The organism is Streptomyces sp. N50, from assembly GCF_033335955.1.
Classification (GTDB): Bacteria; Actinomycetota; Actinomycetes; order Streptomycetales; family Streptomycetaceae; genus Streptomyces.
The window spans coordinates 1,157,546-1,177,011 of record NZ_CP137549.1; the positions used below are offsets into that span (position 1 = coordinate 1,157,546).

Annotated in this window: 19 protein-coding genes; 8 read left to right on the forward strand and 11 right to left on the reverse strand. The window is 71.5% G+C overall.

All coding sequences use genetic code 11. The features are described 5' to 3' along the window. Positions 1 to 114 precede the first annotated feature (114 nt). Both R2B38_RS04725 and R2B38_RS04730 read right to left on the reverse strand, forming a co-directional pair. Positions 115 to 1,533, reverse strand: coding sequence for a HEAT repeat domain-containing protein (locus R2B38_RS04725; protein ID WP_318015101.1), 1,419 nt, complete (start codon positions 1,531 to 1,533; stop codon positions 115 to 117). A 336-nt stretch (positions 1,534 to 1,869) separates the two neighbouring features. Further along, positions 1,870 to 2,262, reverse strand: a complete 393-nt coding sequence (locus tag R2B38_RS04730; protein ID WP_318015102.1) for an ankyrin repeat domain-containing protein — start codon at positions 2,260 to 2,262, stop codon at positions 1,870 to 1,872. 256 nt (positions 2,263 to 2,518) lie between these two features. Between R2B38_RS04730 and R2B38_RS04735 the strand changes: the two genes are divergently transcribed. Next, the gene (locus tag R2B38_RS04735) at positions 2,519 to 2,713 is read left to right on the forward strand and encodes a hypothetical protein (protein ID WP_019066471.1); all 195 of its coding nucleotides are present in this window, start codon (positions 2,519 to 2,521) and stop codon (positions 2,711 to 2,713) included. Between the two features lie 34 nt (positions 2,714 to 2,747). After that, positions 2,748 to 4,325, forward strand: coding sequence for a hypothetical protein (locus tag R2B38_RS04740; protein WP_318015103.1), 1,578 nt, complete (start codon positions 2,748 to 2,750; stop codon positions 4,323 to 4,325). Between the two features lie 57 nt (positions 4,326 to 4,382). Here the strand turns inward: R2B38_RS04740 and R2B38_RS04745 are convergent, their stop codons facing one another. Beyond that, positions 4,383 to 5,882, reverse strand: coding sequence for a PLP-dependent aminotransferase family protein (locus tag R2B38_RS04745; RefSeq protein ID WP_318015104.1), 1,500 nt, complete (start codon positions 5,880 to 5,882; stop codon positions 4,383 to 4,385). Positions 5,883 to 5,946: 64 nt separating this feature from the next. Here R2B38_RS04745 and R2B38_RS04750 point away from each other — a divergent pair, with 64 nt between their 5' ends. The 4 genes from R2B38_RS04750 (at position 5,947) to R2B38_RS04765 (ending at position 9,421) form a co-directional block, all read left to right on the forward strand. Next, the gene (locus tag R2B38_RS04750) at positions 5,947 to 6,636 is read left to right on the forward strand and encodes a hypothetical protein (protein ID WP_318015105.1); all 690 of its coding nucleotides are present in this window, start codon (positions 5,947 to 5,949) and stop codon (positions 6,634 to 6,636) included. Then, a complete protein-coding gene (locus tag R2B38_RS04755) occupies positions 6,633 to 7,400 on the forward strand; it encodes a glycerophosphodiester phosphodiesterase (RefSeq protein ID WP_318015106.1) in 768 nt (255 codons plus the stop codon). Before R2B38_RS04750 ends, R2B38_RS04755 begins: the two co-directional genes overlap by 4 nt. A 41-nt stretch (positions 7,401 to 7,441) precedes the next feature. Further along, positions 7,442 to 8,791, forward strand: coding sequence for an MFS transporter (locus R2B38_RS04760; RefSeq protein ID WP_318015107.1), 1,350 nt, complete (start codon positions 7,442 to 7,444; stop codon positions 8,789 to 8,791). A 255-nt stretch (positions 8,792 to 9,046) separates the two neighbouring features. Further along, positions 9,047 to 9,421 carry an RNA polymerase-binding protein RbpA gene (locus R2B38_RS04765; protein ID WP_003977404.1) on the forward strand — a complete coding sequence of 125 codons (375 nt, stop codon included), beginning with the start codon at positions 9,047 to 9,049 and terminating at the stop codon, positions 9,419 to 9,421. Positions 9,422 to 9,525: 104 nt separating this feature from the next. Here R2B38_RS04765 and fxsA read toward each other — a convergent pair whose 3' ends face one another. The 4 genes from fxsA to R2B38_RS04785 form a co-directional block, all read right to left on the reverse strand. Further along, on the reverse strand, positions 9,526 to 10,083 hold the full coding sequence (fxsA, locus tag R2B38_RS04770) for an FxsA family membrane protein (RefSeq protein ID WP_318015108.1): 558 nt from the start codon (positions 10,081 to 10,083) through the stop codon (positions 9,526 to 9,528). Positions 10,084 to 10,155: 72 nt separating this feature from the next. Beyond that, complete coding sequence (locus R2B38_RS04775) at positions 10,156 to 10,968, reverse strand: polyprenol monophosphomannose synthase (RefSeq protein ID WP_266870020.1); 813 nt, start codon at positions 10,966 to 10,968, stop codon at positions 10,156 to 10,158. Between the two features lie 530 nt (positions 10,969 to 11,498). Next, on the reverse strand, positions 11,499 to 13,100 hold the full coding sequence (locus R2B38_RS04780) for an amidohydrolase (protein ID WP_318015109.1): 1,602 nt from the start codon (positions 13,098 to 13,100) through the stop codon (positions 11,499 to 11,501). 47 nt (positions 13,101 to 13,147) lie between these two features. Continuing rightward, entirely contained in the window at positions 13,148 to 13,588 is a 441-nt protein-coding gene (locus tag R2B38_RS04785) for an Lrp/AsnC family transcriptional regulator (protein ID WP_026150833.1), read from the reverse strand. Between the two features lie 268 nt (positions 13,589 to 13,856). On the opposite strand from R2B38_RS04785, the gene R2B38_RS04790 reads away from it, so the two are divergent. After that, positions 13,857 to 14,291 carry a hypothetical protein gene (locus R2B38_RS04790; protein WP_318015110.1) on the forward strand — a complete coding sequence of 145 codons (435 nt, stop codon included), beginning with the start codon at positions 13,857 to 13,859 and terminating at the stop codon, positions 14,289 to 14,291. Positions 14,292 to 14,301: 10 nt separating this feature from the next. Here R2B38_RS04790 and R2B38_RS04795 read toward each other — a convergent pair whose 3' ends face one another. Beyond that, positions 14,302 to 15,396 (reverse strand): phosphotransferase family protein, encoded by a 1,095-nt coding sequence (locus tag R2B38_RS04795; RefSeq protein WP_318015111.1) that lies wholly within the window; start codon positions 15,394 to 15,396, stop codon positions 14,302 to 14,304. A 312-nt stretch (positions 15,397 to 15,708) separates the two neighbouring features. Next, positions 15,709 to 16,809: a hypothetical protein gene (locus tag R2B38_RS04800; protein WP_318015112.1), complete on the reverse strand. Its 1,101-nt coding sequence runs from the start codon at positions 16,807 to 16,809 to the stop codon at positions 15,709 to 15,711. A 141-nt stretch (positions 16,810 to 16,950) separates the two neighbouring features. On the opposite strand from R2B38_RS04800, the gene R2B38_RS04805 reads away from it, so the two are divergent. Beyond that, a complete protein-coding gene (locus R2B38_RS04805) occupies positions 16,951 to 17,193 on the forward strand; it encodes a hypothetical protein (RefSeq protein ID WP_318015113.1) in 243 nt (80 codons plus the stop codon). Positions 17,194 to 17,383: 190 nt separating this feature from the next. Here R2B38_RS04805 and R2B38_RS04810 read toward each other — a convergent pair whose 3' ends face one another. Continuing rightward, complete coding sequence (locus R2B38_RS04810) at positions 17,384 to 18,565, reverse strand: acyl-CoA dehydrogenase family protein (RefSeq protein ID WP_318015114.1); 1,182 nt, start codon at positions 18,563 to 18,565, stop codon at positions 17,384 to 17,386. A 230-nt stretch (positions 18,566 to 18,795) separates the two neighbouring features. Beyond that, positions 18,796 to 19,455 carry a TetR/AcrR family transcriptional regulator gene (locus R2B38_RS04815; RefSeq protein WP_318015115.1) on the reverse strand — a complete coding sequence of 220 codons (660 nt, stop codon included), beginning with the start codon at positions 19,453 to 19,455 and terminating at the stop codon, positions 18,796 to 18,798. Positions 19,456 to 19,466 lie beyond the last annotated feature (11 nt).

Genomic DNA, 19,466 nt, shown 5'->3' on the forward strand with positions numbered 1-19,466 from the left:
TGCCCGCGTCAACGTGGATCTATGCGAACGGTGAACGTCCCATGAGCGTTGCGCTGCACACCCGAGCAGGTCAGACGGCGTCCATGCGCGTCTGACCCGCGGGTCATCCCACGTTCACACTGCGGGGGCGTCGGGCCCGATCCGGCTCCGTACGGCCGTCTGGACCTCTGCTTCCTCGGCCGGGTCGGCGGCGAGCCTGCGGAGCTGCTCCACGACGCGGGCGTCGGCGGTCTCGGCGTGCCGGGCGGCGATCTCGCGGGTGGTCTCCTCGCAGTCCCAGAGGCACTCGACGGCGAAGCCGGTGGGGTAGGAGGGGTCGGTCGCGGCCAGGGCGCGGGCGGCCCGGCCGCGCAGATGGGACGAGGCGGTCTCGCGGTACACATGGCGCAGGACGGGGGCGGCGCAGGCGATGCCGAGGCGTCCGGCGCCGTCGACGAGGGTCCACAGGGTGGGGGCGTCGGGTCCTTCGCCCATGACGGCCTCCCTGAGGGCGCCGAGGACGAGGTCGCTGTCCTGGGCTCCGCCCCGGCAGGCGAGCATCCGGCCGGCGGCGGCGCCGAGCGGGTCGGGGCGGCGGGCCCAGCCGCGGGCGCGGTCCACGGCGGCGACGGACCGCATCCGTTCGAAGGCGTCCACGGCGGCTTCCACGACGGGTGCCGGGCCGGTGGCCACCGCGCGTTCGATGAGCGGGAGGGCCTCGGGATCGTTGCTGTCGGCGAGATAGCGCAGGGCGGTGCAGCGGGCGCCCTCGCCGCCGTCCTTGGCGGCCTCGACGATCTCGGGCCGGTCCTCGGGGCCCGCGACGGCGGTGAGGCAGCGGGCGGCGGGGACGTGCAGCGCGGCTCCGCGTTCGAGGCCTTGTTGGGCCCATTCGAACACCGCTTGCACGCTCCACCCCGGACGGGGCCCGGTAGGTCGCATCTGGCGTTGCCAGAGGTCGAAGCAGCCGGCTTCCTGAGCGGCACGCACGCGCGTGCCGATCGATTCGCGTGGGTCCTCGGCCCACAGCCGCCAGGGCCGGGGTTCGAAGGCGTCGCGCACGGCGGTGGCCAGTTCGGCCTCGCCCTCGGGATCGGCCGGGAACCGCGCCAGCACGGGGGCGGCGAGGGCACGCAGGCCCGCGTCGTCGTCCCTGAGCGCCAGTTCGTCGAGCGCCCAGGCCCAATTGGTCCCGGAGGCCGCGTACCGGCGCAGCAGGACGAGCGCGTCCCGCCTGCCGTAGGAGGCGAGGTGCCCGAGGACGGCGAGCGCGAGGCCCGTGCGGGACTCCTCGGTGTCGAGGACGTCCTCGGTGTCGAAGAGGTGCGCCTCCACGGCGTCCAGGTCGCCGCCCAGATCGAGGTACAGACGGGCGTAGTACAGGGAGCGGTTCTCCACCTGCCAGTCGTGGCGGGGGTCGCGCAGCACACAGTGGTTCAGTGCCGCGAGTGCCTCGGCACGGGGTGCGGTGAGCGCGTGCAGTGTGCCGTCGCCGCGGCCCCGCTGAAGCAGGCCGAGCAGCGTACCGCTGGGCGCTATGACCGGATCGAACATGGGAAACAGCCTCACATCAAGCGTCGACGCAACCGGGGGACGTGCACTACCTGGCCGCGTGACAACACGTCGGGGCGCCCGCCGTTTCCTGCTTGCTGTAGACCATTTTCCTCTGCCTCTCGTAGGTGGCCCATGCGGGCCGCAACTACGGCCCGCGCGGTGCGGCAACACCTGCCCAGCCATCGCGTCCGTAAATCACGACGTCATGATGACCCGGCAGTTCTCGATGCCGCGACCGAAATTTCGGGCGGCGCCGTGCTGCCTTCCCCCGTTTTCCCCCGTTTTCCTTGTCGTACCTGGTCAGCGGGCCCGTCTTCGCTGCCGACGGACCGGGTGTCAGTGCGCGCCGAACAGCTCCAGCAGCTCGGCCTTGGCGAACATCCGGGCCGTGTCGACCGCCGACGGGGTGCCCGCGGCCGGATCGGCACCGGCTCCAAGGAGGACCTCGATCACCTCTTGCTCGCCCTTGAAGACGGCTCCGGCGAGCGGGGTCTGGCCCCGGTCGTTGATCCGGTCGGCCTCGGCGCCGCGCGCCAGCAGGGCCCGTACGGCGTCGGCGTGCCCGTGGTAGGCGGCGAGCATCACCAGGGAGTCGCCGCGGTCATTGGTGAGGTTGGCCGGAACGCCCGCGTCCACGTACGCGACCAGCGCCTCGGTCCCGCCCTGGCGGGCCAGATCGAAGATCTTGGTCGCGAACTCCACGACCTCGGGGTCGGGGGCTTCACTCATCGGCCTGACCGCCTCTCACTAGTACGGGTGAATCGCCAGCGTACTGGCTCCACAGACACATGACCGGCCCCCTCCGAGGCAAAGATCACCACTGGGCCCGACACAGGTGAAACCCCTGCTCAGACGGCCCGAATACGCTCCGCCATCCGAGGGAAATTCGCCGAAATTCACCCACTTGCACCTTTTATCGTATGGATACATCCTGTGATCCTGGAACAACTCATGGTGACTGTCCCCACGAACCAGGAGAGCTCAAATGATCCTGTCCATGTCAGGCGTCGTCCTTCTCGGCATCATCGTCTTCCTCTTCTTCAAGAAGGACGGACTCAAGGCCTCCCACGCCATTGTGGCCGCGCTCTTCGGCTTCTACATGGCCAGCACGGCCATCGCGCCGAGCATCAAGGCCGGCGGCGAGAGCCTGGCGAGCCTCCTCGGCGGCATCAAGTTCTGACGCAACCACCCGTACGGACCTTCAGGAGACAGCAGTGGCCCGGCGCCCCCTCCCCCGCATCCTGAGCAACGGCACCGCCCAGATCGCCCGGAGCCGGGAGCTGGCCCGGACGGCGGCCGACAGCGCCACCGATGTCCTCCACCCAGTGATCACGATCACCAAGGGTCTGCGCCGGCTGGCATCCGCCGGCCGGCGCAGATGGGCCGAGACCCCCAAGGACAAGCGCGGGCCGCTGCTTTTCCTGGTGGCCTCGGTGATCCTGGTCGTGGCCCTGGTCCCGTACGGCCCGCTGCTCGCCGCCATCACCCTGATGGCGGCGGCGGCATGGCAGGGCCGGGACCGCACCCCGCCGGCGCCCGAAGGGCCCGACGAGTCCCAGACCCAGCGCCTCCAGTCCCTCTACGAGGCGCTGGTGCCCTACTTCTCGGCCGCCGAGGACCCGGCTCCCCTGTTCGCCCACGGCGGAGACTGGGAGAAGGCCTTCCCCGCCTACGAGTTCGACGGCGCGGGCCGGATCTCCCATCTGGTCGTCCGCTATCCGGCGTACTTCACCGACGGCGAGGCCGACTCCCGCGCGCGGATCGAGCAGCTGCTCACCGCGAAGTCCGGCCGCGGCCGTGAGTACCACTTCGCGTGGGACGAGGAGGGCAACCAGCTGACCATCGGCGTCCTCGCCCCGCTCCCCACCGACATCGCCGCCCAGCGCTTCGTGACCGCCCCCGGCGAGACCGTCCTGGGCTTCACCGACCCGACCCAGGTCCACCGCACGCTCCCCCTCACCCACGGCGAGGAACAGCGCGACGTCCCGCCGGTCGTCTGGCGCACCGGCATCCGCTCCACCGAGCCGAACCTCCTGGTCATGGGCCAGCCCGGCAGCGGCACGTCCACCCTGCTGCGCTCGATCGCCCTCCAGGCACTCCAGTACGGCGACGTCCTGATCGTCGAGGGCGGCGGCACCGGCGAGTACGCGTGCCTCACCGGCCGGGACGGCGTCCTCGCGGTCGAGTGCGGTCTGGCCGGCGCGCTGGCCAGCCTGGAATGGGCCGCCCACGAGACGGAACGCCGGCTGATCGCGGCCAACCGCGCCCGTCAGTCGGGCGACCCGGCACCGGACGACACCAGGCGCCCCCTGTGGATCATCCTGGACCGCCCGAGTGCCTTCGCCCACGTGGCGACGGCCGACGGCTACAAGGACCCCCAGTCCCTGCTTCAGGTCCCCCTCCGACACGGCCGCGCGGCCAACGTCACGGTGGTGGTGGCCGAGCAGTTCGACGGCGCGGACACCCTCAGCGACGCCGTACGACAGCAGACACGCGCGCGTGTCGTCCTCGGCCCCGCCACCGCCGCCCAGCTGGAGGCGGTCCTGGGCGCTCCCGCGCACACCACGCCGATCGCCCAGGTGCCCCCGGGCCGCGGCTACGCCCGCCTCGGCAGCGGCCCGGTGCACCGCCTCCAGGTCCCGGCGACCCCGGACCCGTACGACGACGCGACGAACGACGCCCACCGCCAGGCGGTCCTGGCCCTGCTCCCGCCGCGCACGACACCGGCGGACGCGGAGGAGACGGTGGCGACGGAAGCGGTGGTCGAGGCCGCGGTGGCGGAGACTTCGTAGGAGCCCGGTTCCGGTGCGGGCGGCGGGGAGTCGCCCGCACCCACCCCGGATACCTCGCTACGCCACGAACGTGCGCGGCGAATCGCCACCCCCGGTGACCCCGTTCTCCACCAGCCGGGCCGCCGCGGCCAGTCGCACCGCCGCCTCCTCGGCCACCGCGCCGCCGACGGTGAACGGCAGCCGCACATATCCCTCGAAGGCCCCGTCGACACCGAAGCGCGGCCCGGACGGAACCCGCAGGCCCACCCGCTCCCCCATCTCGGCGAGCCGTGAGCCCGACAGTCCGCCGGTGCGCACCCAGAGCGTGAGCCCGCCCTTGGGCACCTCGAACTCCCAGTCGGGCAGCTCCCGTCGTACCGCCGCCACCAGCGCGTCCCGGTTCTCGCGGGCCTGAGAGCGCCGGATGTCCACGGCCTGTTCCCAACCGCCGGTGCTGAACAGCCAGTTGACGGCGAGCTGTTCCAGCACGGGGGTGCCGAGGTCGGCGTAGGCGCGGGCGGCGACCAGGCTGCGGATGATGTCGGGGGCCGCGCGGACCCAGCCGATGCGCATGCCCGCCCAGAAGGCCTTGCTGGCGGAGCCGACCGTGATCACCGTCGAGCCCGCCGGGTCGAAGCCGCAGACGGGGCGCGGCATGTCGACGTCGTCGTCCAGCCACAGCTCGGTCATCGTCTCGTCGGCGACGAGCACAGTGCCTGCCGAGCGGGCCGCGTCCACGAGTTGGCGCCGCTGGTCGTCGCCGGCGAGGGCGCCGGTCGGGTTGTGGAAGTCGGCGACGACGTACGCGAGCCGGGGCGCGGCGTCGCGCAGCACCTGCCGCCAGCGGTCCATGTCCCAGCCGGAGAGCCCGTCGGCCATCGCCACGGGGACCAGCCGCGCGCCCGCCTCGCGCATCAGCTGAAGGATGTTGGCGTAGGAGGGCGACTCGACGGCGACCCGCTCGCCGCGCCCCGCGAAGAGGTGGCAGATGGCGTCGATGGCGCCCATCGCGCCGGTCGTCACCATGATCTGCTCGGGCATGGTCGGGATCCCGCGCAGGGTGTACCGCTCGGCGATCATCGCGCGCAGCGCGGGCAGCCCGGCCGGGTAGTCCCCGTGCGTGTGGGCGTACGGCGGCAGCTCCTCCAGGGCCCCCTGCACGGCCCGCGTGAGCCACGGCTCGGGCGCGGGCAGCGAGGCACACCCGAGGTCGATCACCGAACCGAGCGCCTCCGGGGGCAACGGCTCCAGCCCGCGCGCGGGGAGCGGGTTTCCGGCCGGTACGGCGGTCCAACTCCCGGCCCCGCGCCGGGACTCCAGGAATCCCTCGGTGCGCAGCGCCTCGTAGGCGGCGGCGACGGTGGTGCGGCTGACGGACAGCGCGAGCGCCAACTCCCGCTCGGCGGGCAGCCGCGCGGCCACCGGGACGCGCCCCTCCAGCACGAGCAGCCTGATGCCGTCCGCGAGGGCGCGATAGGCGGGCGGTCGGCGGGTGCCAGGCCCCGCCGGCCGGTCCTGCTGGGAGTTGAGCAGCCGGGCCAGCTGCGCGGCGCCCATCGCCGAGGTCCACTGCGCCATGGAAACCAGTCCACCTTCCCGGAATTGGCCATGGATGCCATTCGTTCTCAAGCCACAGAGTGTCATGCGTCAGGCCACTACGACCACCAGGGAGCCTTCTTTGTCCACGCGGAACCGTCTCGGCCGACGGTTGGCCCAGCTCTACGTCGGACTCGCGCTCTACGGCGCCAGCTCGGCGCTCCTGGTGGTCTCGGGCCTGGGCCTGGAGCCCTGGAACGTGCTGCATCAGGGCCTCGCCGAACTCACCGGCCTGACGATCGGCGTCGTCTCGATCATCGTGGGCGCGGCGGTGCTGCTCCTGTGGATCCCGCTGCGCCAGCGCCCGGGCCTGGGCACGGTCTCCAACGTGTTCGTGGTCGGCCTGGCCATGGACGGCACCCTCGCGCTGGTGCCCGACGCGCACGGCCTGGCCGTACGTATTCCGCTGCTGCTGGCGGGCATCGTCCTCAACGGGGCCGCCACCGGCCTCTACATCTCCGCGCGCTTCGGACCGGGTCCGCGCGACGGACTGATGACCGGGCTGCACCGGCTCACGGGCCGGTCGATCCGGCTGATCCGGACGGCGATCGAGCTCGCGGTCGTGGCCACTGGTTTCGCGCTCGGCGGCACCGTCGGCATCGGCACCCTGCTGTACGCCCTGGCGATCGGCCCGCTGGCCCAGCTGTTCCTGCGCGTGTTCGCCGCCCCGCCGGCATCCGGCGGCAGCACGGTCGTAGCCACCGGGTCACCGGAACGGGCCATACTGCCCCGGTGACCACGCTCATACGTCATCCGTACCTCGACCACCCCGGCCCGATCCCCTTCGCCCACCGGGGCGGGGCGGCGGACGGCCTGGAGAACACCGTGTTCCAGTTCCGCCGCGCGGTGGAGCTGGGCTACCGGTACATCGAGACCGACGTCCACGCCACGGCGGACGGAAAGCTCGTCGCCTTCCACGACGAGACCCTGGACCGGGTCACCGACGGCGCCGGGCGGATCGCGGACCTGTTCTGGTCGGACGTGAGCCACGCGCGCGTGGCAGGCAAGGAACCGGTGCCCCTCTTCGAGGAGCTGCTGGAGACCTTCCCCGAGGTGCGCTGGAACGTCGACATCAAGGCGGAGCCGGCACTCCGCCCCCTCCTGGACCTCCTGGAGCGCACCGACTCCTGGAACCGCGTCCTCGTCGGCTCCTTCTCCGAGAAGCGCGTGGTCCGCGCCCAGCACCTGGCAGGGCCGCGCCTGGCCACGTCGTTCGGCACGCGCGGGGTGCTGAATCTGCGGCTGCGGTCCTGGGGAGCGCCGCTCCCGGTGCGCCGCTCGGCGGTCGCCGCACAGGTGCCCGAGGAGCAGTCGGGCGTCCCTGTGGTTGACCGGCGCTTCGTGCAGGCCGCACACGCGCGTGGAGTGCAGGTCCACGTGTGGACCATCAACGAGGCCGATCGCATGCACCGGCTCCTGGACCTGGGAGTCGATGGCATCATGACCGATCACATCGACACACTGCGCGAGGTCATGGTGGAGCGGGGCGTCTGGGCCTGAGCCCCCCGGGGCGACGCGTTCACGGGGAAGCGAGGGCACGGGTGGGTACCGACACCCTGCGGTCACAGCCGGCCGACGAGGCCGCCGAACGGCGGCGCGAACAGCGCGGCTGGTACTTCTACGACTGGGCCTGCTCCGTCTACTCGACGAGTGTGCTCACCGTGTTCCTGGGCCCGTATCTGACCTCGGTCGCGAAGTCCGCCGCGGACCCGGACGGCTTCGTGCATCCCCTGGGGATACCGGTCCGGGCGGGCTCCTTCTTCGCCTACAGCGTCTCCGCGTCGGTCATCGTGTCGATCCTGGTCATGCCCCTGGCGGGCGCCGCGGCCGACCGCACAGGCCGCAAGAAGCCCCTCCTGGCACTCGCCGCCTATGTGGGCGCGGCCGCCACCACGGGCCTGTTCTTCCTGGACGGCGACCGGTATCTGCTCGGCGGCTTCCTGCTGATCGTCGCCAACTCCTCGGTGGCCGTCTCGATGGTCGTCTACAACTCCTACCTTCCGCAGATCGCCCCTCCGGAGGAGCGCGACGCGGTCTCCTCCCGGGGCTGGGCCTTCGGCTACGCGGCGGGCTCCCTGGTCCTCGTCCTGAACCTGATCCTGTTCACCGCCCACGACTCCTTCGGCCTCTCCGAGTCGATGGCCGTCCGCATCTGTCTCGCCTCGGCGGGCATCTGGTGGGGCGCCTTCACCCTCGTACCGCTGAAACGGCTGCGCGACCGCGGCCGTGCGCCGTCCGAGGCGCCGACGGTGCAGGGCTGGCGGCAGCTCGCGGCGACCGTCCGGGACATGCGCGGCAAACCGCTCACGCTGTCCTTCCTGTTCGCCTATCTGATCTACAACGACGGCATTCAGACGGTGATCTCCCAGGCGTCCGTGTACGGATCCGAGGAGCTGGGCCTGAGTCAGTCCACGCTCATCACGGCCGTCCTGATGGTCCAGGTGCTCGCGGTGGCGGGCGCGCTCGGCATGGGGCGACTCGCCCGGACGTACGGGGCCAAGCGGACGATTCTCGGCTCCCTGATCGCGTGGACGGTGACGCTGGCCGCCGGGTACTTCCTGCCCGCCGGCGCGCCCGTCTGGTTCTTCGTGCTGGCCGCCGGGATCGGCCTGGTCCTGGGCGGCAGCCAGGCGCTGTCCCGGTCCCTGTTCTCCCATCTGGTGCCGCCCGGGAAAGAGGCCGAGTACTTCTCGGCGTACGAGATGAGCGATCGGGGCATGAGCTGGCTGGGACCCCTTCTGTTCGGGGTGACCTACCAGCTGACCGGAAGTTATCGGGACGCGATCATCTCCCTGGTGGTCTTCTTCGTGGTGGGATTCGTGCTGCTCGCGCGGGTTCCCGTGGCGCGGGCGATCAGCGACGCGGGCAATCCTCTTCCCGAGAGGATTTAGCGCTGGAGGCGAAAGGGCGGTAGTGTACGCGTTTGGCCTGCCTGGCGTACCGTTACTGCGCGTCAAAGATGACGAATCGCTAGGTGACATCTGCTAGTAGATGTGACAAACCGGGCGCTGGTGGGTACAACAAGGGGCGGCTACGACGGCGACGCATGACCCCGTACGGGAATCTTTACCGCCGACCGGACGTTGACCGGATGACGACGACAGCGACACCTGTCCTGTGGGCGACAAGCCCGGGAGGCACGATTCATGAGTGAGCGAGCTCTTCGCGGCACGCGCCTCGTGGTGACCAGCTACGAGACGGACCGCGGTATCGACCTGGCACCCCGCCAGGCCGTGGAGTACGCATGCGAGAAGGGACATCGCTTTGAGATGCCCTTCTCGGTCGAGGCGGAGATCCCGCCGGAGTGGGAGTGCAAGGTCTGCGGGGCCCAGGCACTCCTGGTCGACGGCGACGGCCCTGAGGAAAAGAAGGCCAAGCCCGCGCGTACCCACTGGGACATGCTGATGGAGCGGCGCACCCGCGAGGAACTCGAAGAGGTCCTCGAGGAGCGTCTTGCCGTTCTCCGTTCCGGCGCGATGAACATCGCGGTTCACCCGAGGGACAGCCGCAAGTCGGCCTAGTCCTGGAGGTGCGGAGCGGTTCTACCGCACAAGCACGAAGCAAGTAAGCGCGGGCGCCGTACGAATCTGTACGGCGCCCGCGCTTTTGCCTGTCCGCGACCGGGTCAGCGGGTGAGCGGCGGACGCGGGCCCTGCGGGGTCTCGCTGCCGGGCTCGTCCCGGATGACCTCGCCCTGGACGACCTTGCCGTCCGGGCGGTGCATACGGGCCTGCTGGAAGGCGTCTCCAAGGGTGCCGGGGGTGGCCCTGCCGAGCTTCCGCTCGACCACGCGCTCCGCGTAGCGCGCCAGCGCCTTCTGGACCGGCGGGATCAGCAGGAGCAGGCCCAGGGCGTCCGAGATCAGCCCGGGGATCATCAGCAGCAGGCCGCCCAGCATCATCAGGCCGCTGCCACCGCCACTGGCCGGGGCGGTGCCCTGCTGCACGGCCTGGCTCAGGTTCTGGAAGGCCCGGCGGCCCGCCCGCTTGATCACCACGGCCCCGAGCACGAACCCGGCGAGCAGCAGCAGGAAGACCGTAAGGCCGCTCGACGCGCCCGCGACCACCGTCAGCAGCCAGATCTCCAGCACCAGCCACACGGCGATGCCCAACGGCAGGAACGTACGCAGCCGGGAACGCGGAGGCCGGGCGGCGGAGGAAGGGGTGGGTGCGCCAGTCGTCATACGTCCAGTGTGCCTGGGCCCGGCTCAGTGCGGGATAAGCGGACGATCAACGAGGCCTGTGAAGTCGCGGGGCTACGGCTGTGAAGGCTTTCTCCCGGGGTTCGCGCGGCCGCGGAGCTTGCCGACGCGCTCGCCCACGCCCCAGGTGGTGACCCGCCACAGGGCCTCGACGAGGATGTCGCGGCTCATCTTGGAGTCGCCGAGTTCGCGCTCCACGAAGGTGATGGGGACCTCGACGACGTGGTAGCCGGCCCGAACGGCGCGGCGGGCCAGGTCGACCTGGAAGCAGTAGCCCTGGGAGGCCACGTCGTCCAGGCCGAGGCCTTCGAGGGTCTCGCGGCGGAAGGCGCGGTAGCCGCCGGTGATGTCGCGCAGCGGCAGGTCGAGCGCCACGCGCGAGTAGAGGCTGCCGCCGCGCGAGATGAACTCGCGGGACTTCGGCCAGTTCACCACCCGGCCGCCGGGTACCCAGCGGGAGCCGAGCACCAGGTCCGCGCCCTTGAGCGCGGTGAGCAGCCGGGGCAGCTCCTCGGGCTGGTGGGAGCCGTCGGCGTCCATCTCGATGAGGACGCCGTAGCCGTTGTCCATGCCCCAGTGGAAGCCCGCCAGGTAGGCGGCGCCGAGGCCTTCCTTGCCCTTGCGGTGCAGCACCTGGACCTGTTCGTCCTCGGCCGCCAGCTCGTCGGCCAGCTTGCCGGTGCCGTCGGGGCTGTTGTCGTCCGCCACGAGGACATGAGCCTCGGGGACCGACTGCCGCACCCGACGGACGATGGACTTGATGTTCTCCGCCTCGTTGTAGGTCGGGATGATCACCAAGGCCGTGCCGAGCGGGCCGAACTTCCGCCCCTGGGCCTGTGCCGCGAGGGCTCCGTCGCCGTCGTTCACTGCTGCCCCTTCATGTCCGTACGCAGGCGTCCACCATAGTGGCCGCGGCCTGGGATGACGTGCCACGCCGTTCGTACGGTGGTGTCGATTCGACAAGAACGGGGTAAGGATGCCCGTTTTGGCACCCGCCTACTGCGGATGGGGGCCCGGCGCCCTTCGGGCCGACCTGGGACCCGCCGGCTGCGGGTCGACCAAGGCCGTTGTCTACTGGACGTCCGGGCCCCACCCGGGTCACACCAGCCGACCGGCCGGAACGTTCCCTCGCCGTGGCGCGGGCGCTGAGCCTGGCTCCCAGTGACGGTGCCCGGTGCGGCACCGACCCTGACCCAGCGGCGCTTCGACGAGTGCTCGGAGGTTCCCCGGTCGGGCGTCCGGTGGTGGACTCGGACGAACCTACCGGCCCCCTGCGCCCGCCTGTCAACAGCCGTTTGACCTGGCCTTTCTCCCACAACCGGCTGGTCAGGGCAGAGGATGCGCAGGTCGCGCGACGACGCGGCGGCCGTGGATCGGGGGCGCGCCACCCCGGGAGATCACTCGCCCGGCCGTACGAACACCGTCCGTCCGCCCACGACGGTGCGCAGACAGACGGGAAGGTCGCGGCCCGGTGTCAGGTCGGGCAGTCCGGGTGTGCCGGAGCGCGGGTCGGTCGACCAGCGCGCGACCCGGTCGTCGGGCGCCTGCACGACCAGGGCGTCGGTCCGCCAGACGGCGTAGTCGGCGGGCGCGCCCGGCACCAGAACACCCGCGTCGTCCCGTCCTACGGCCCGCCAGCCGCCCCGCGTATGCGCGGTGAACGCGGCCCGCACCGAGACGCGATGTTCAGCCGTCCGGTGGAACGCGGCGGCGCGGATCGTGCCCCACGGGTCGATCGGGGTGACCGGGCTGTCGGAGCCGAAGGCGAGCGGCACCCCGGCCCGCAGCAGGGCCGCGAAGGGGTTCAGGGCACGCGCCCGCTCCACACCGAGCCGCTGGGCGTACATGCCCTCCTCGCCGCCCCACAGCGCGTCGAAGGCGGGCTGCACGGAAGCGGTCAGCCCCAGCTCGGCGAAGGCCGCGATGGTCTCCGGGGTGAGCATCTCGGCGTGCTCGACCCGGTGACGGGCGGCGCGGACGCGGCCCAGGCCGACCTTCTCCGCGGCCTTCCGGACGCCGTCGACCACGGCGGTCACCGCGGCGTCCCCGATGGCGTGGAAGCCCGCCTGGAGGCCCGCCTCGGTGCAGGCGGCGACATGGGCGGCGACGGCGTCCACGTCGAGGTACGCGAGACCGGTGTGCCCGGCGTCGGTGTACGGCTCGTGCAGACACGCGGTGTGCGACCCGAGAGCGCCGTCGACGAAGAGGTCCCCCGCCGCTCCTACGGCGCCCAGTTCCCGCGCCTTCTCGACGTCCTGCTCGGCCCAGTAGCCGACGACGCGCGGCCCGAGCTCCTCGGCGGCGAGGCGCAGCAGGCCCGTGAAGTCGTCCTCGGAGGAGATCTCGGGTCCGGCGCACTCATGGACCGAACCGACACCCAGGGAGGCGGCGTGGGCCAGGGCGGTCCGCTGCGCCTCGACGCGCTGCTCCGGCGTGATGGCGGCGAGCGCGGTGGCGCGTACGGCGTGGTGGGCGTCGGCGGTGAGGGGGCCGTCCGGCGCTTCGAAACCGGGGACGAGGTCGAGCAGGGCCGTGGTGACGACGGCGGAGTGGACGTCGATGCGGGAGAGGTAGAGCGGGCGTCCGCCGGTCGCCGTGTCGAGTTCGGCGCGGGTCGGCGGACGGCCCCCGGGCCAGCGGGCGGCGTCCCAGCCGTGGCCGAGCAGGACGCGGTCGGCCGGGCGGGCGGCGGCGAAGTCCCGGACGAGGGACAGGGCCGCCTCCAGGGAGGGCGCGTCGGACAGGTCGAGGCCGGTGAGCGCGAGGCCGGTGGCCGTCGTGTGGACGTGTGCGTCGGTGAACGCCGGGGTGACCAGCGCGCCGTCCAGGTCGACCACCTCGTCGACGCCGTCCGCGAAGGCGTCGGCGGCGCCCTCGGAGCCGACCCAGGCGACCTGGCCGCGCTCCACGACCATCGCGGTCGCGAACGGGTCGGCGGGACTGTGGACTTCGCCGCGGCGGAGCAGGACGGTCGACGGCTCGGGGGTGCGCTCACTCATGGGGAACAGTCTCGCGCCTCGCCGGCGCCGCCCCGAACGCAGGTCGGTCAGATGCGGGGCGGGCGGGCCTCGTACGGCGTCGAGAGCACCACCGTGGTCCGGGTCGAGACGCCGGCCAGGCCGCGCAGCCGGGCCAGCAGCTCCTCCAGTTCGTGCGGGGTGGAGACCCGCACCTTGAGGATGTAGTTCTCGTCGCCCGCGACGCTGTGGCAGGCCTCGATCTCGGGGACGTCGGAGAGGCGGTCCGCGATGTCGTCGGGGGCGCTGGGGTCGAACGGTTTCACCGAGATGAAGGCGGTCATGGGCAGGCCCACCGCCTCCGGGTCGACGACCGCGGCATACCCGCGGATGACACCCCGCTGCTCCAGCCGGCGCACCCGCTGGTGCACGGCCGACGTGGACAGGCCCGTGGCCTTGCCCAGGTCTGTGTAGCTCATCCGCCCGTCCTTGACGAGCAGCTGCACGATTTGTCGGTCCAGCTCCTCCATGACGCAAGAACCTACAGTGCGGCTGATCTCCTCCGATACCTCGGCGGCGCAGGTCATACCCGGTTCGTGATGTGGCGGAGAGCGACCCGTGTGGCGGCCGGGGACAAATCCACCGCCTCGGGCATCTGCGAGCGGCATGTGACGAACGCCACAGGCCCCGGACGGTCTCCGTGATGGTCTCGTGATTACCGCGGAGACGGGACGGGAAGTGCTTGCTGTGGTCGAGGCCGCAGCGCCTTCACGGCCCAGCCCAGTAGGGGGAGAACCCATGCAGAGTCTTAAGCGCCCTGGACGCACCGCGCCCAAGCGGCCGCAGCTCGTCGTCGAGCCCGAGCCGGAGGGCGTCGAATCCGAGGATTTCGACGCCGACGAGCTCGACGCGTACGACACCTTCGAGATGTACCGGGTGATCTGCCCGGACTGCGTGCAGCCCATCGCGCTCCTCGAGGACGAGGAGGTCCTGCCGGAGCACGCGCTGTGCGCCTCGCCGTGGAACCCGTTCGGGCTGACGGTCTGCGCCGGTACGGGCCGTGAGGCCGCCGACGCCCGGTCCGCCGACGAGTCCGCGGAGCTCCAGGAGCAGGACACCGCGCTGCTGTTGACGCTCCCTCAGGGCCTCGACTGGCGGACGCAGCCGTTCTCGCACGTCGGCGGTCCGAGCTCGCGCCCGATGCGGGTGCCCGTCATGCGCCGCGCCGCCTGAGCGCTCCCGCTCAACCCCAGTAGCTGCCCTGCACCATGGCCCGCAGGCTGCCGTGGTGCAGGATCAGTGTGTCCGGGTCCGCCGGGACGGCCACTTCGCCGAAGTGCACCTGGCGGTAGGCGATACGGAGCATCACGATCGCGTGCCGCAGGGCCGCGTACAGGGTGTAGAAGTCCATGTCGCGCGGGGTGTGGCCGGTGAGTTCGGCGTACCGCGCCTCCACCCGGTCCCGGCGGAAGAACTCCGGCAGGCCCACCTGGCCGAAGGCGACCGTCAGGTCCTGGAAGAAGCGGTGCAGATAGACGGTCCAGCCGAGGTCCACCTCGCGCGGGGCCGGGGCCGCCATCTCCCAGTCGAGGACGGCGACGGGGTCGAACCCGTCGTAGACGACGTTCCCGATGCGCGCGTCGCCCCAGTTGAGGACCGGTTCGCCGGGGTCGGCAGGCCAGAGTTCCGTGAGCCGGTCGAAGGCGCTCTCGATGAGGGGTGAGCGGGCGACACCGTCAACCACCCACTCGTAGTACGCCCGTTGGGATGCGACGTGCCGGGTCAGGGCGCCACCCTCCCCCGGAAGGGTGAGGAACTCAGCCTCGGACAGCGGGACTTGGTCATGCAGACGGGCGATGAGTCCGACCGAGCGGGCCTCCAGGTGTTCACGCTCCGCGTCGGTCGCCGCGTGCAGCCAATTGCCCTCGTACGTATAGGGCATGACGTCCGGCGGCACCCGCCCCTCGGCACGCTCCATGACGAAGAACGGCGCGCCGAGCGGGCCCGGGTCCTCCTCCAGCCAACGTACTTCGGGTACCGGCAGATCGGTCCGCTCGGCGACCAGCCGCATCGTGCGGAACTGGCGCGGCATGTCGTAGACCGGGAAGACGGTGTACGCCGCCGGGTCCGCCGCGAGCCTCAACGCACAGGCCTGGAGCGGTGGTTCGGGGTGTTCGATGTCGAAGAGCAGGGTCTCGCTGGACATACCGTTCGACCCGGGAACCCTGACGTCGACAACCTTGGCGCCGGGCAGCCGAGTGCCGAGCCAGGCGGTGAGTCGCTGGGCGAGTTCCTCGGGGTCACGGGTGGTGGTACGGGGCCGGGGTGCGGTCGCCATGTCTCAACTCCCTTGCGGTACGGCCGAGTCGAAGCCGGTAACGCCGACAGGCACGGTGCCGGAAAGGCGGGATTCACACCGCACCGTCGAACGACAGGCGAGTTCCCCCGGGGCACGGATGATCGTGCGCGAGCGCGGTGCCGTCGCCATGTCTCAACCCCCCTGCGGTGCAACCGCGTCGCAGCCGGAAAACCCGACGAACGCGGCGCCGGAAAAACAGGACTCACACCACACCGTCGAACGACAGGCAAGCCCCTCCGGGGCACAGGTGGTCGTGCGCGGGCGCGGTGCCGTCGCCATGTCTCAACTCCCCTACGGCGCAACCGAGTCGAAGCCGGTGAAGCCGCTCGGGTCGTGGCGGCCGAAGGAGCCGTGCTCGAAGATGCCGTGGCCCAGCCGGCCGTCGAGGCGGAAGCGGGCCGCGTGGTCGGTGACGCCGTAGGCGGCGAGCGGGGTGGGTTGGGTGAGGTCGTAGGTGCGGGCGTCGGTCCACGCTCGGCCGCGCCACGTGCCGTGTTGCCAGTCGTCGGCGGGTGGGTAACCGGCGCCGATCGCCAGGGGTGAGGAGGTCAGGATCTCGACGTCGAGCTGCTGGGGTTTGCGGGCGTCGCCGAGGTGGATCAGGGCGCGCTCGGGGTGGCGGGTGCCGGGGCGGTAGGTGATCTCGGGCCGGGGCCAGCCGAGTTGGCGGTCTCGGTGGCCGGGGCGGACGACGGTCGCCTCGTTCAGGGTGCGGTAGCCGTCGGCGTCCTCCTGGACGATGACCATCAGGAAGCGGTCCTCGAAGCGGACCGGGCACCAGATCCAGTGGAAGCCCTCGGTGGGGTGGTCCTCGGCGAGCCGGCCGCCCTCCTCACCCGGGATCGGCCGCACACCCCAACTCCGGTCACGGGTACCGGTCCAGCCGCCCGCGGAGACCCGGAACTCCTCGCCGCCCGCGCGGATCACGCCCTCCACACCGCCCGCCTGCACGAAGCGGCGCCCTTCGAGGGTGAGCCGGTCGCCGCGGTACTGGACGTGGTGGGGTTCCCAGAGGGCGGGGAATTCCGCTGTCCAAGTGAGCTCGTACGAGAGGGAGTTGTCCTCGCAGCAGAGGCGGAGGCGGTGCAGGGGTTCCTCGACCTCGATGCGCAGGGGGCCCACGGCGAGGTGCGTGCGGTCGTCGCCGAGGGCGTCCGAGGCGCGGACCGCGTGGAGTCGGTCTCCGGTGCGGAGGGTCGCGTAGGCGTCGATCACCCCGACGTTGGGGTAGACGCCGAGGCCGAGGATGAGCAGGGCGCGGCCCTCGTGGTCGAACACGTGGAAGATGCAGCGGTCGTAGGCGTTCCGGTCGCCGGTCGCGACGTGCTTCATCGACAGCGGGACCTGGTGCACGGGGTACTCGTCGAGAGGCACGGGACGGTCGTCTGCCACGGCTAACCTCCCCTGGGGACAGTGGAGGTGACGGTACGTCAGGTCGGGTGCGGTCGCCATAGCCGTGACCTGTACGCCGGTGAACTCACGCTCGAATAGCCGGGCCGGTGACTTGTCGACATGTCATTCCGTTGCCTTGGTATGACCGCCACCTACGCGTCGGCCGAGCGTCAGCGCCGGATCTTCGTCCCCGCACCCGCAGGATCGGTTCCGCCGGCGCCGCCGCAGCCCCAGGATCCGCCCATCTACCGTGACCTGATGCGGAGTTGGGCCGACCGGGGCCGCACCCTGCCGGGGCGTCACGACCCGGAGTGGGCGCGGCTGGCGGCGCCGCCGACGCGGTCTGCCCGGTGGGTCAGGTCGGAGGGGATCGACGGCGCCTGATCGGGGGCGACGGGATCCTCCTGCACGGGGTTGTTCAGTCCTGAGAGGCAGGCAACCCGCGGCTCGGACCGCAGCCCGTGTGCCACGCTCCCCCGCGTCGTCGACCTCCGTGCCGAGCAGTCCGAAGCGGGTGTGGCACGGGAGCCGGGCGCCGTATCTGCCGCCGTGCCCTCCGGACAGACCCCCCGCGTCAGCCGGTCCGGTGGACTTCCGGACCCGCCAAGTGGCGGGCGATGACCATCCGTTGGATCTGGTTCGTGCCCTCGACGATCTGCAGGACCTTGGCCTCGCGCATGAAGCGCTCGACCGGGAAGTCCGCGGTGTAGCCATAGCCGCCGAGGACCTGGACGGCGTCGATGGTGGCCTTCATCGCGGTGTCGGTGCAGTGGAGTTTGGCCATGGCCGCCTGCTTGGCGAACGGGCGGCCCGCGTCGCGCAGCCGGGCCGCCGCGAGGTACAGGGCGCGGCCCGCCTCGATCTGGGTGGCCATGTCGGCGAGCATGAAGCGCAGGCCCTGGAAGTCGGAGATCGGGCGCCCGAACTGCTGCCGGCCGCTCGCGTAGGCCACCGCCTCGTCAAGTGCCGCCTGGGCCAGGCCGATCGCGCAGGCCGCGATGCCGAGCCGGCCGGAGTCCAGCGCGGACAGGGCGATCGCGAAGCCCTGGCCCTCCTCGCCGAGGCGGCGCTCGTCGGGGACCCGGACGCCGTCGAAGTGGACCTGGGCGGTGGGCGAGCCCTTCATGCCCATCTTCTTCTCCGGTGCCGCGCCGGTCAGGCCGGCCGCGTCGCCGGGCACCAGGAAGGCGCTGATCCCGCGCGCGCCCTCCTCGCCGGTGCGGGCCATGACCGTGTAGAAGTCGGCGATGCCGCCGTGCGTGATCCAGGCCTTGGTGCCGTCGATCACCCAGTCCTCGCCGTCGCGCACCGCTTTCGTGCGCAGGGAGGCCGCGTCGGAGCCGGAGGAGGGTTCGGAGAGGCAGTAGGCGCCGAGCAGGCCGCCGCCGAGCATCGCGGGCAGGTGCTCGACCTGCTGCTGCTTGGTGCCGTAGTTGGCCAGCGCGTGGCAGGAGAGGGAGTGGACGCTGACGCCGAGGCCGACCGTCAGGCGGGCCGCCGCGAGCTCTTCGAGGACCTGGAGGTAGACCTCGTACGGCTGGTCGCCGCCGCCGTACTCGGAGTCGTACGGGAGGCCGAGCAGCCCCGAGCGGGAGAGGAGGGTGAAGATCTCGCGCGGGAAGTGTCCGGCGTCCTCTTCCTCGGCCGCCCTCGGGGCGATCTCTCGCTGCGCGATGTCACGGGCCAGCGAGATCAGATCCCGGGCCTCGTCCGTGGGCAGTTGCCGGTCCACCGGCTGCGGGGCTCGGTCGGGCATGGCGACGCTCTCCTCCCTGTCGGGCACATCGGCGGGCGTACGCCTGGGGTCGAGGCGACGTCGCCGGGTACCGCACGGATGCGGCCGCTGCTCCTACTCCCGGGTCTCGGAAGCGGCTGACCAGCGGCTCTGCGCTGTGAGTATGCCCGATCGGAGGTCTCGCGTCACCAGTTAACGACCGCTTACTTCAAGAATAGCCCGGTCGTCCGGAACAGGGCGAAACCGGGAATTCAGACGTCCCTGCGGGCGGGCGTCGGCGCCGGGTGGGCGGGGTCCAGCTCCTCGATGGCGCGGAGGGTGCCGCCGAGGGTCTTCACGAGGATTTCGCGCATCGTCTCGCGGGAAAGGTCGGAGGTGCTGATCCACTCGAGGGTCGCGCCCTCGACGCTGCACACCCAGCCGAACAGGCCCATGCGGGCGATCCGGGAGATGTCGGTACGGCCGTACGCCCCGTCGGCGATGGTCGCGACGATCGCCGCGCGCACCCCGTCGCGGATGGCGTGCACCTCGGTGTCGAAGCCGACGCCGCCGCTCACGATCGTGCGGTACGCGGCCTGGTTGTGCTCGGCCCAGCGCAGATAGCTGTCCATCGTCCGCTGTACGCGGTCCAGTTGGGGCAGTTCGAGACCGCTCGCCGCGAAGGTCACCAGGTCGGCGACGGAGTCGTTGATGATCGCCAGGTAGTAGCCGCGCTTGGACTGGAAGTAGTAGTAGATCAGCCCCTTGGCGACATGCGCCTGCCGCGCGATGTCGTCCATGGACAGCGCGTCGTAGGACGTGTCGGCGAACAACTTCCGGCCGATGGTGATGAGTTCGGCGCGGCGCGCCAAGGAACGCTCGGTACCGCGGGCCCTGGGACGTGGGACGTCACGCTGCTGACTGATTTCCAATTTCGACTCTG

What these genes read in the sequence shown, in the direction of transcription:
- R2B38_RS04725 (WP_318015101.1), bottom strand. Translation starts at nt 1,533, where the DNA reads ATGTTCGATCCGGTCATAGCGCCCAGCGGTACGCTGCTCGGCCTGCTT.
- R2B38_RS04730 (WP_318015102.1), bottom strand. Translation starts at nt 2,262, where the DNA reads ATGAGTGAAGCCCCCGACCCCGAGGTCGTGGAGTTCGCGACCAAGATC.
- R2B38_RS04735 (WP_019066471.1), top strand. Translation starts at nt 2,519, where the DNA reads ATGATCCTGTCCATGTCAGGCGTCGTCCTTCTCGGCATCATCGTCTTC.
- R2B38_RS04745 (WP_318015104.1), bottom strand. Translation starts at nt 5,882, where the DNA reads ATGGCGCAGTGGACCTCGGCGATGGGCGCCGCGCAGCTGGCCCGGCTG.
- R2B38_RS04750 (WP_318015105.1), top strand. Translation starts at nt 5,947, where the DNA reads ATGCGTCAGGCCACTACGACCACCAGGGAGCCTTCTTTGTCCACGCGG.
- R2B38_RS04765 (WP_003977404.1), top strand. Translation starts at nt 9,047, where the DNA reads ATGAGTGAGCGAGCTCTTCGCGGCACGCGCCTCGTGGTGACCAGCTAC.
- fxsA (WP_318015108.1), bottom strand. Translation starts at nt 10,083, where the DNA reads ATGACGACTGGCGCACCCACCCCTTCCTCCGCCGCCCGGCCTCCGCGT.
- R2B38_RS04780 (WP_318015109.1), bottom strand. Translation starts at nt 13,100, where the DNA reads ATGAGTGAGCGCACCCCCGAGCCGTCGACCGTCCTGCTCCGCCGCGGC.
- R2B38_RS04785 (WP_026150833.1), bottom strand. Translation starts at nt 13,588, where the DNA reads ATGGAGGAGCTGGACCGACAAATCGTGCAGCTGCTCGTCAAGGACGGG.
- R2B38_RS04790 (WP_318015110.1), top strand. Translation starts at nt 13,857, where the DNA reads ATGCAGAGTCTTAAGCGCCCTGGACGCACCGCGCCCAAGCGGCCGCAG.
- R2B38_RS04795 (WP_318015111.1), bottom strand. Translation starts at nt 15,396, where the DNA reads ATGGCGACCGCACCCCGGCCCCGTACCACCACCCGTGACCCCGAGGAA.
- R2B38_RS04805 (WP_318015113.1), top strand. Translation starts at nt 16,951, where the DNA reads ATGACCGCCACCTACGCGTCGGCCGAGCGTCAGCGCCGGATCTTCGTC.
- R2B38_RS04810 (WP_318015114.1), bottom strand. Translation starts at nt 18,565, where the DNA reads ATGCCCGACCGAGCCCCGCAGCCGGTGGACCGGCAACTGCCCACGGAC.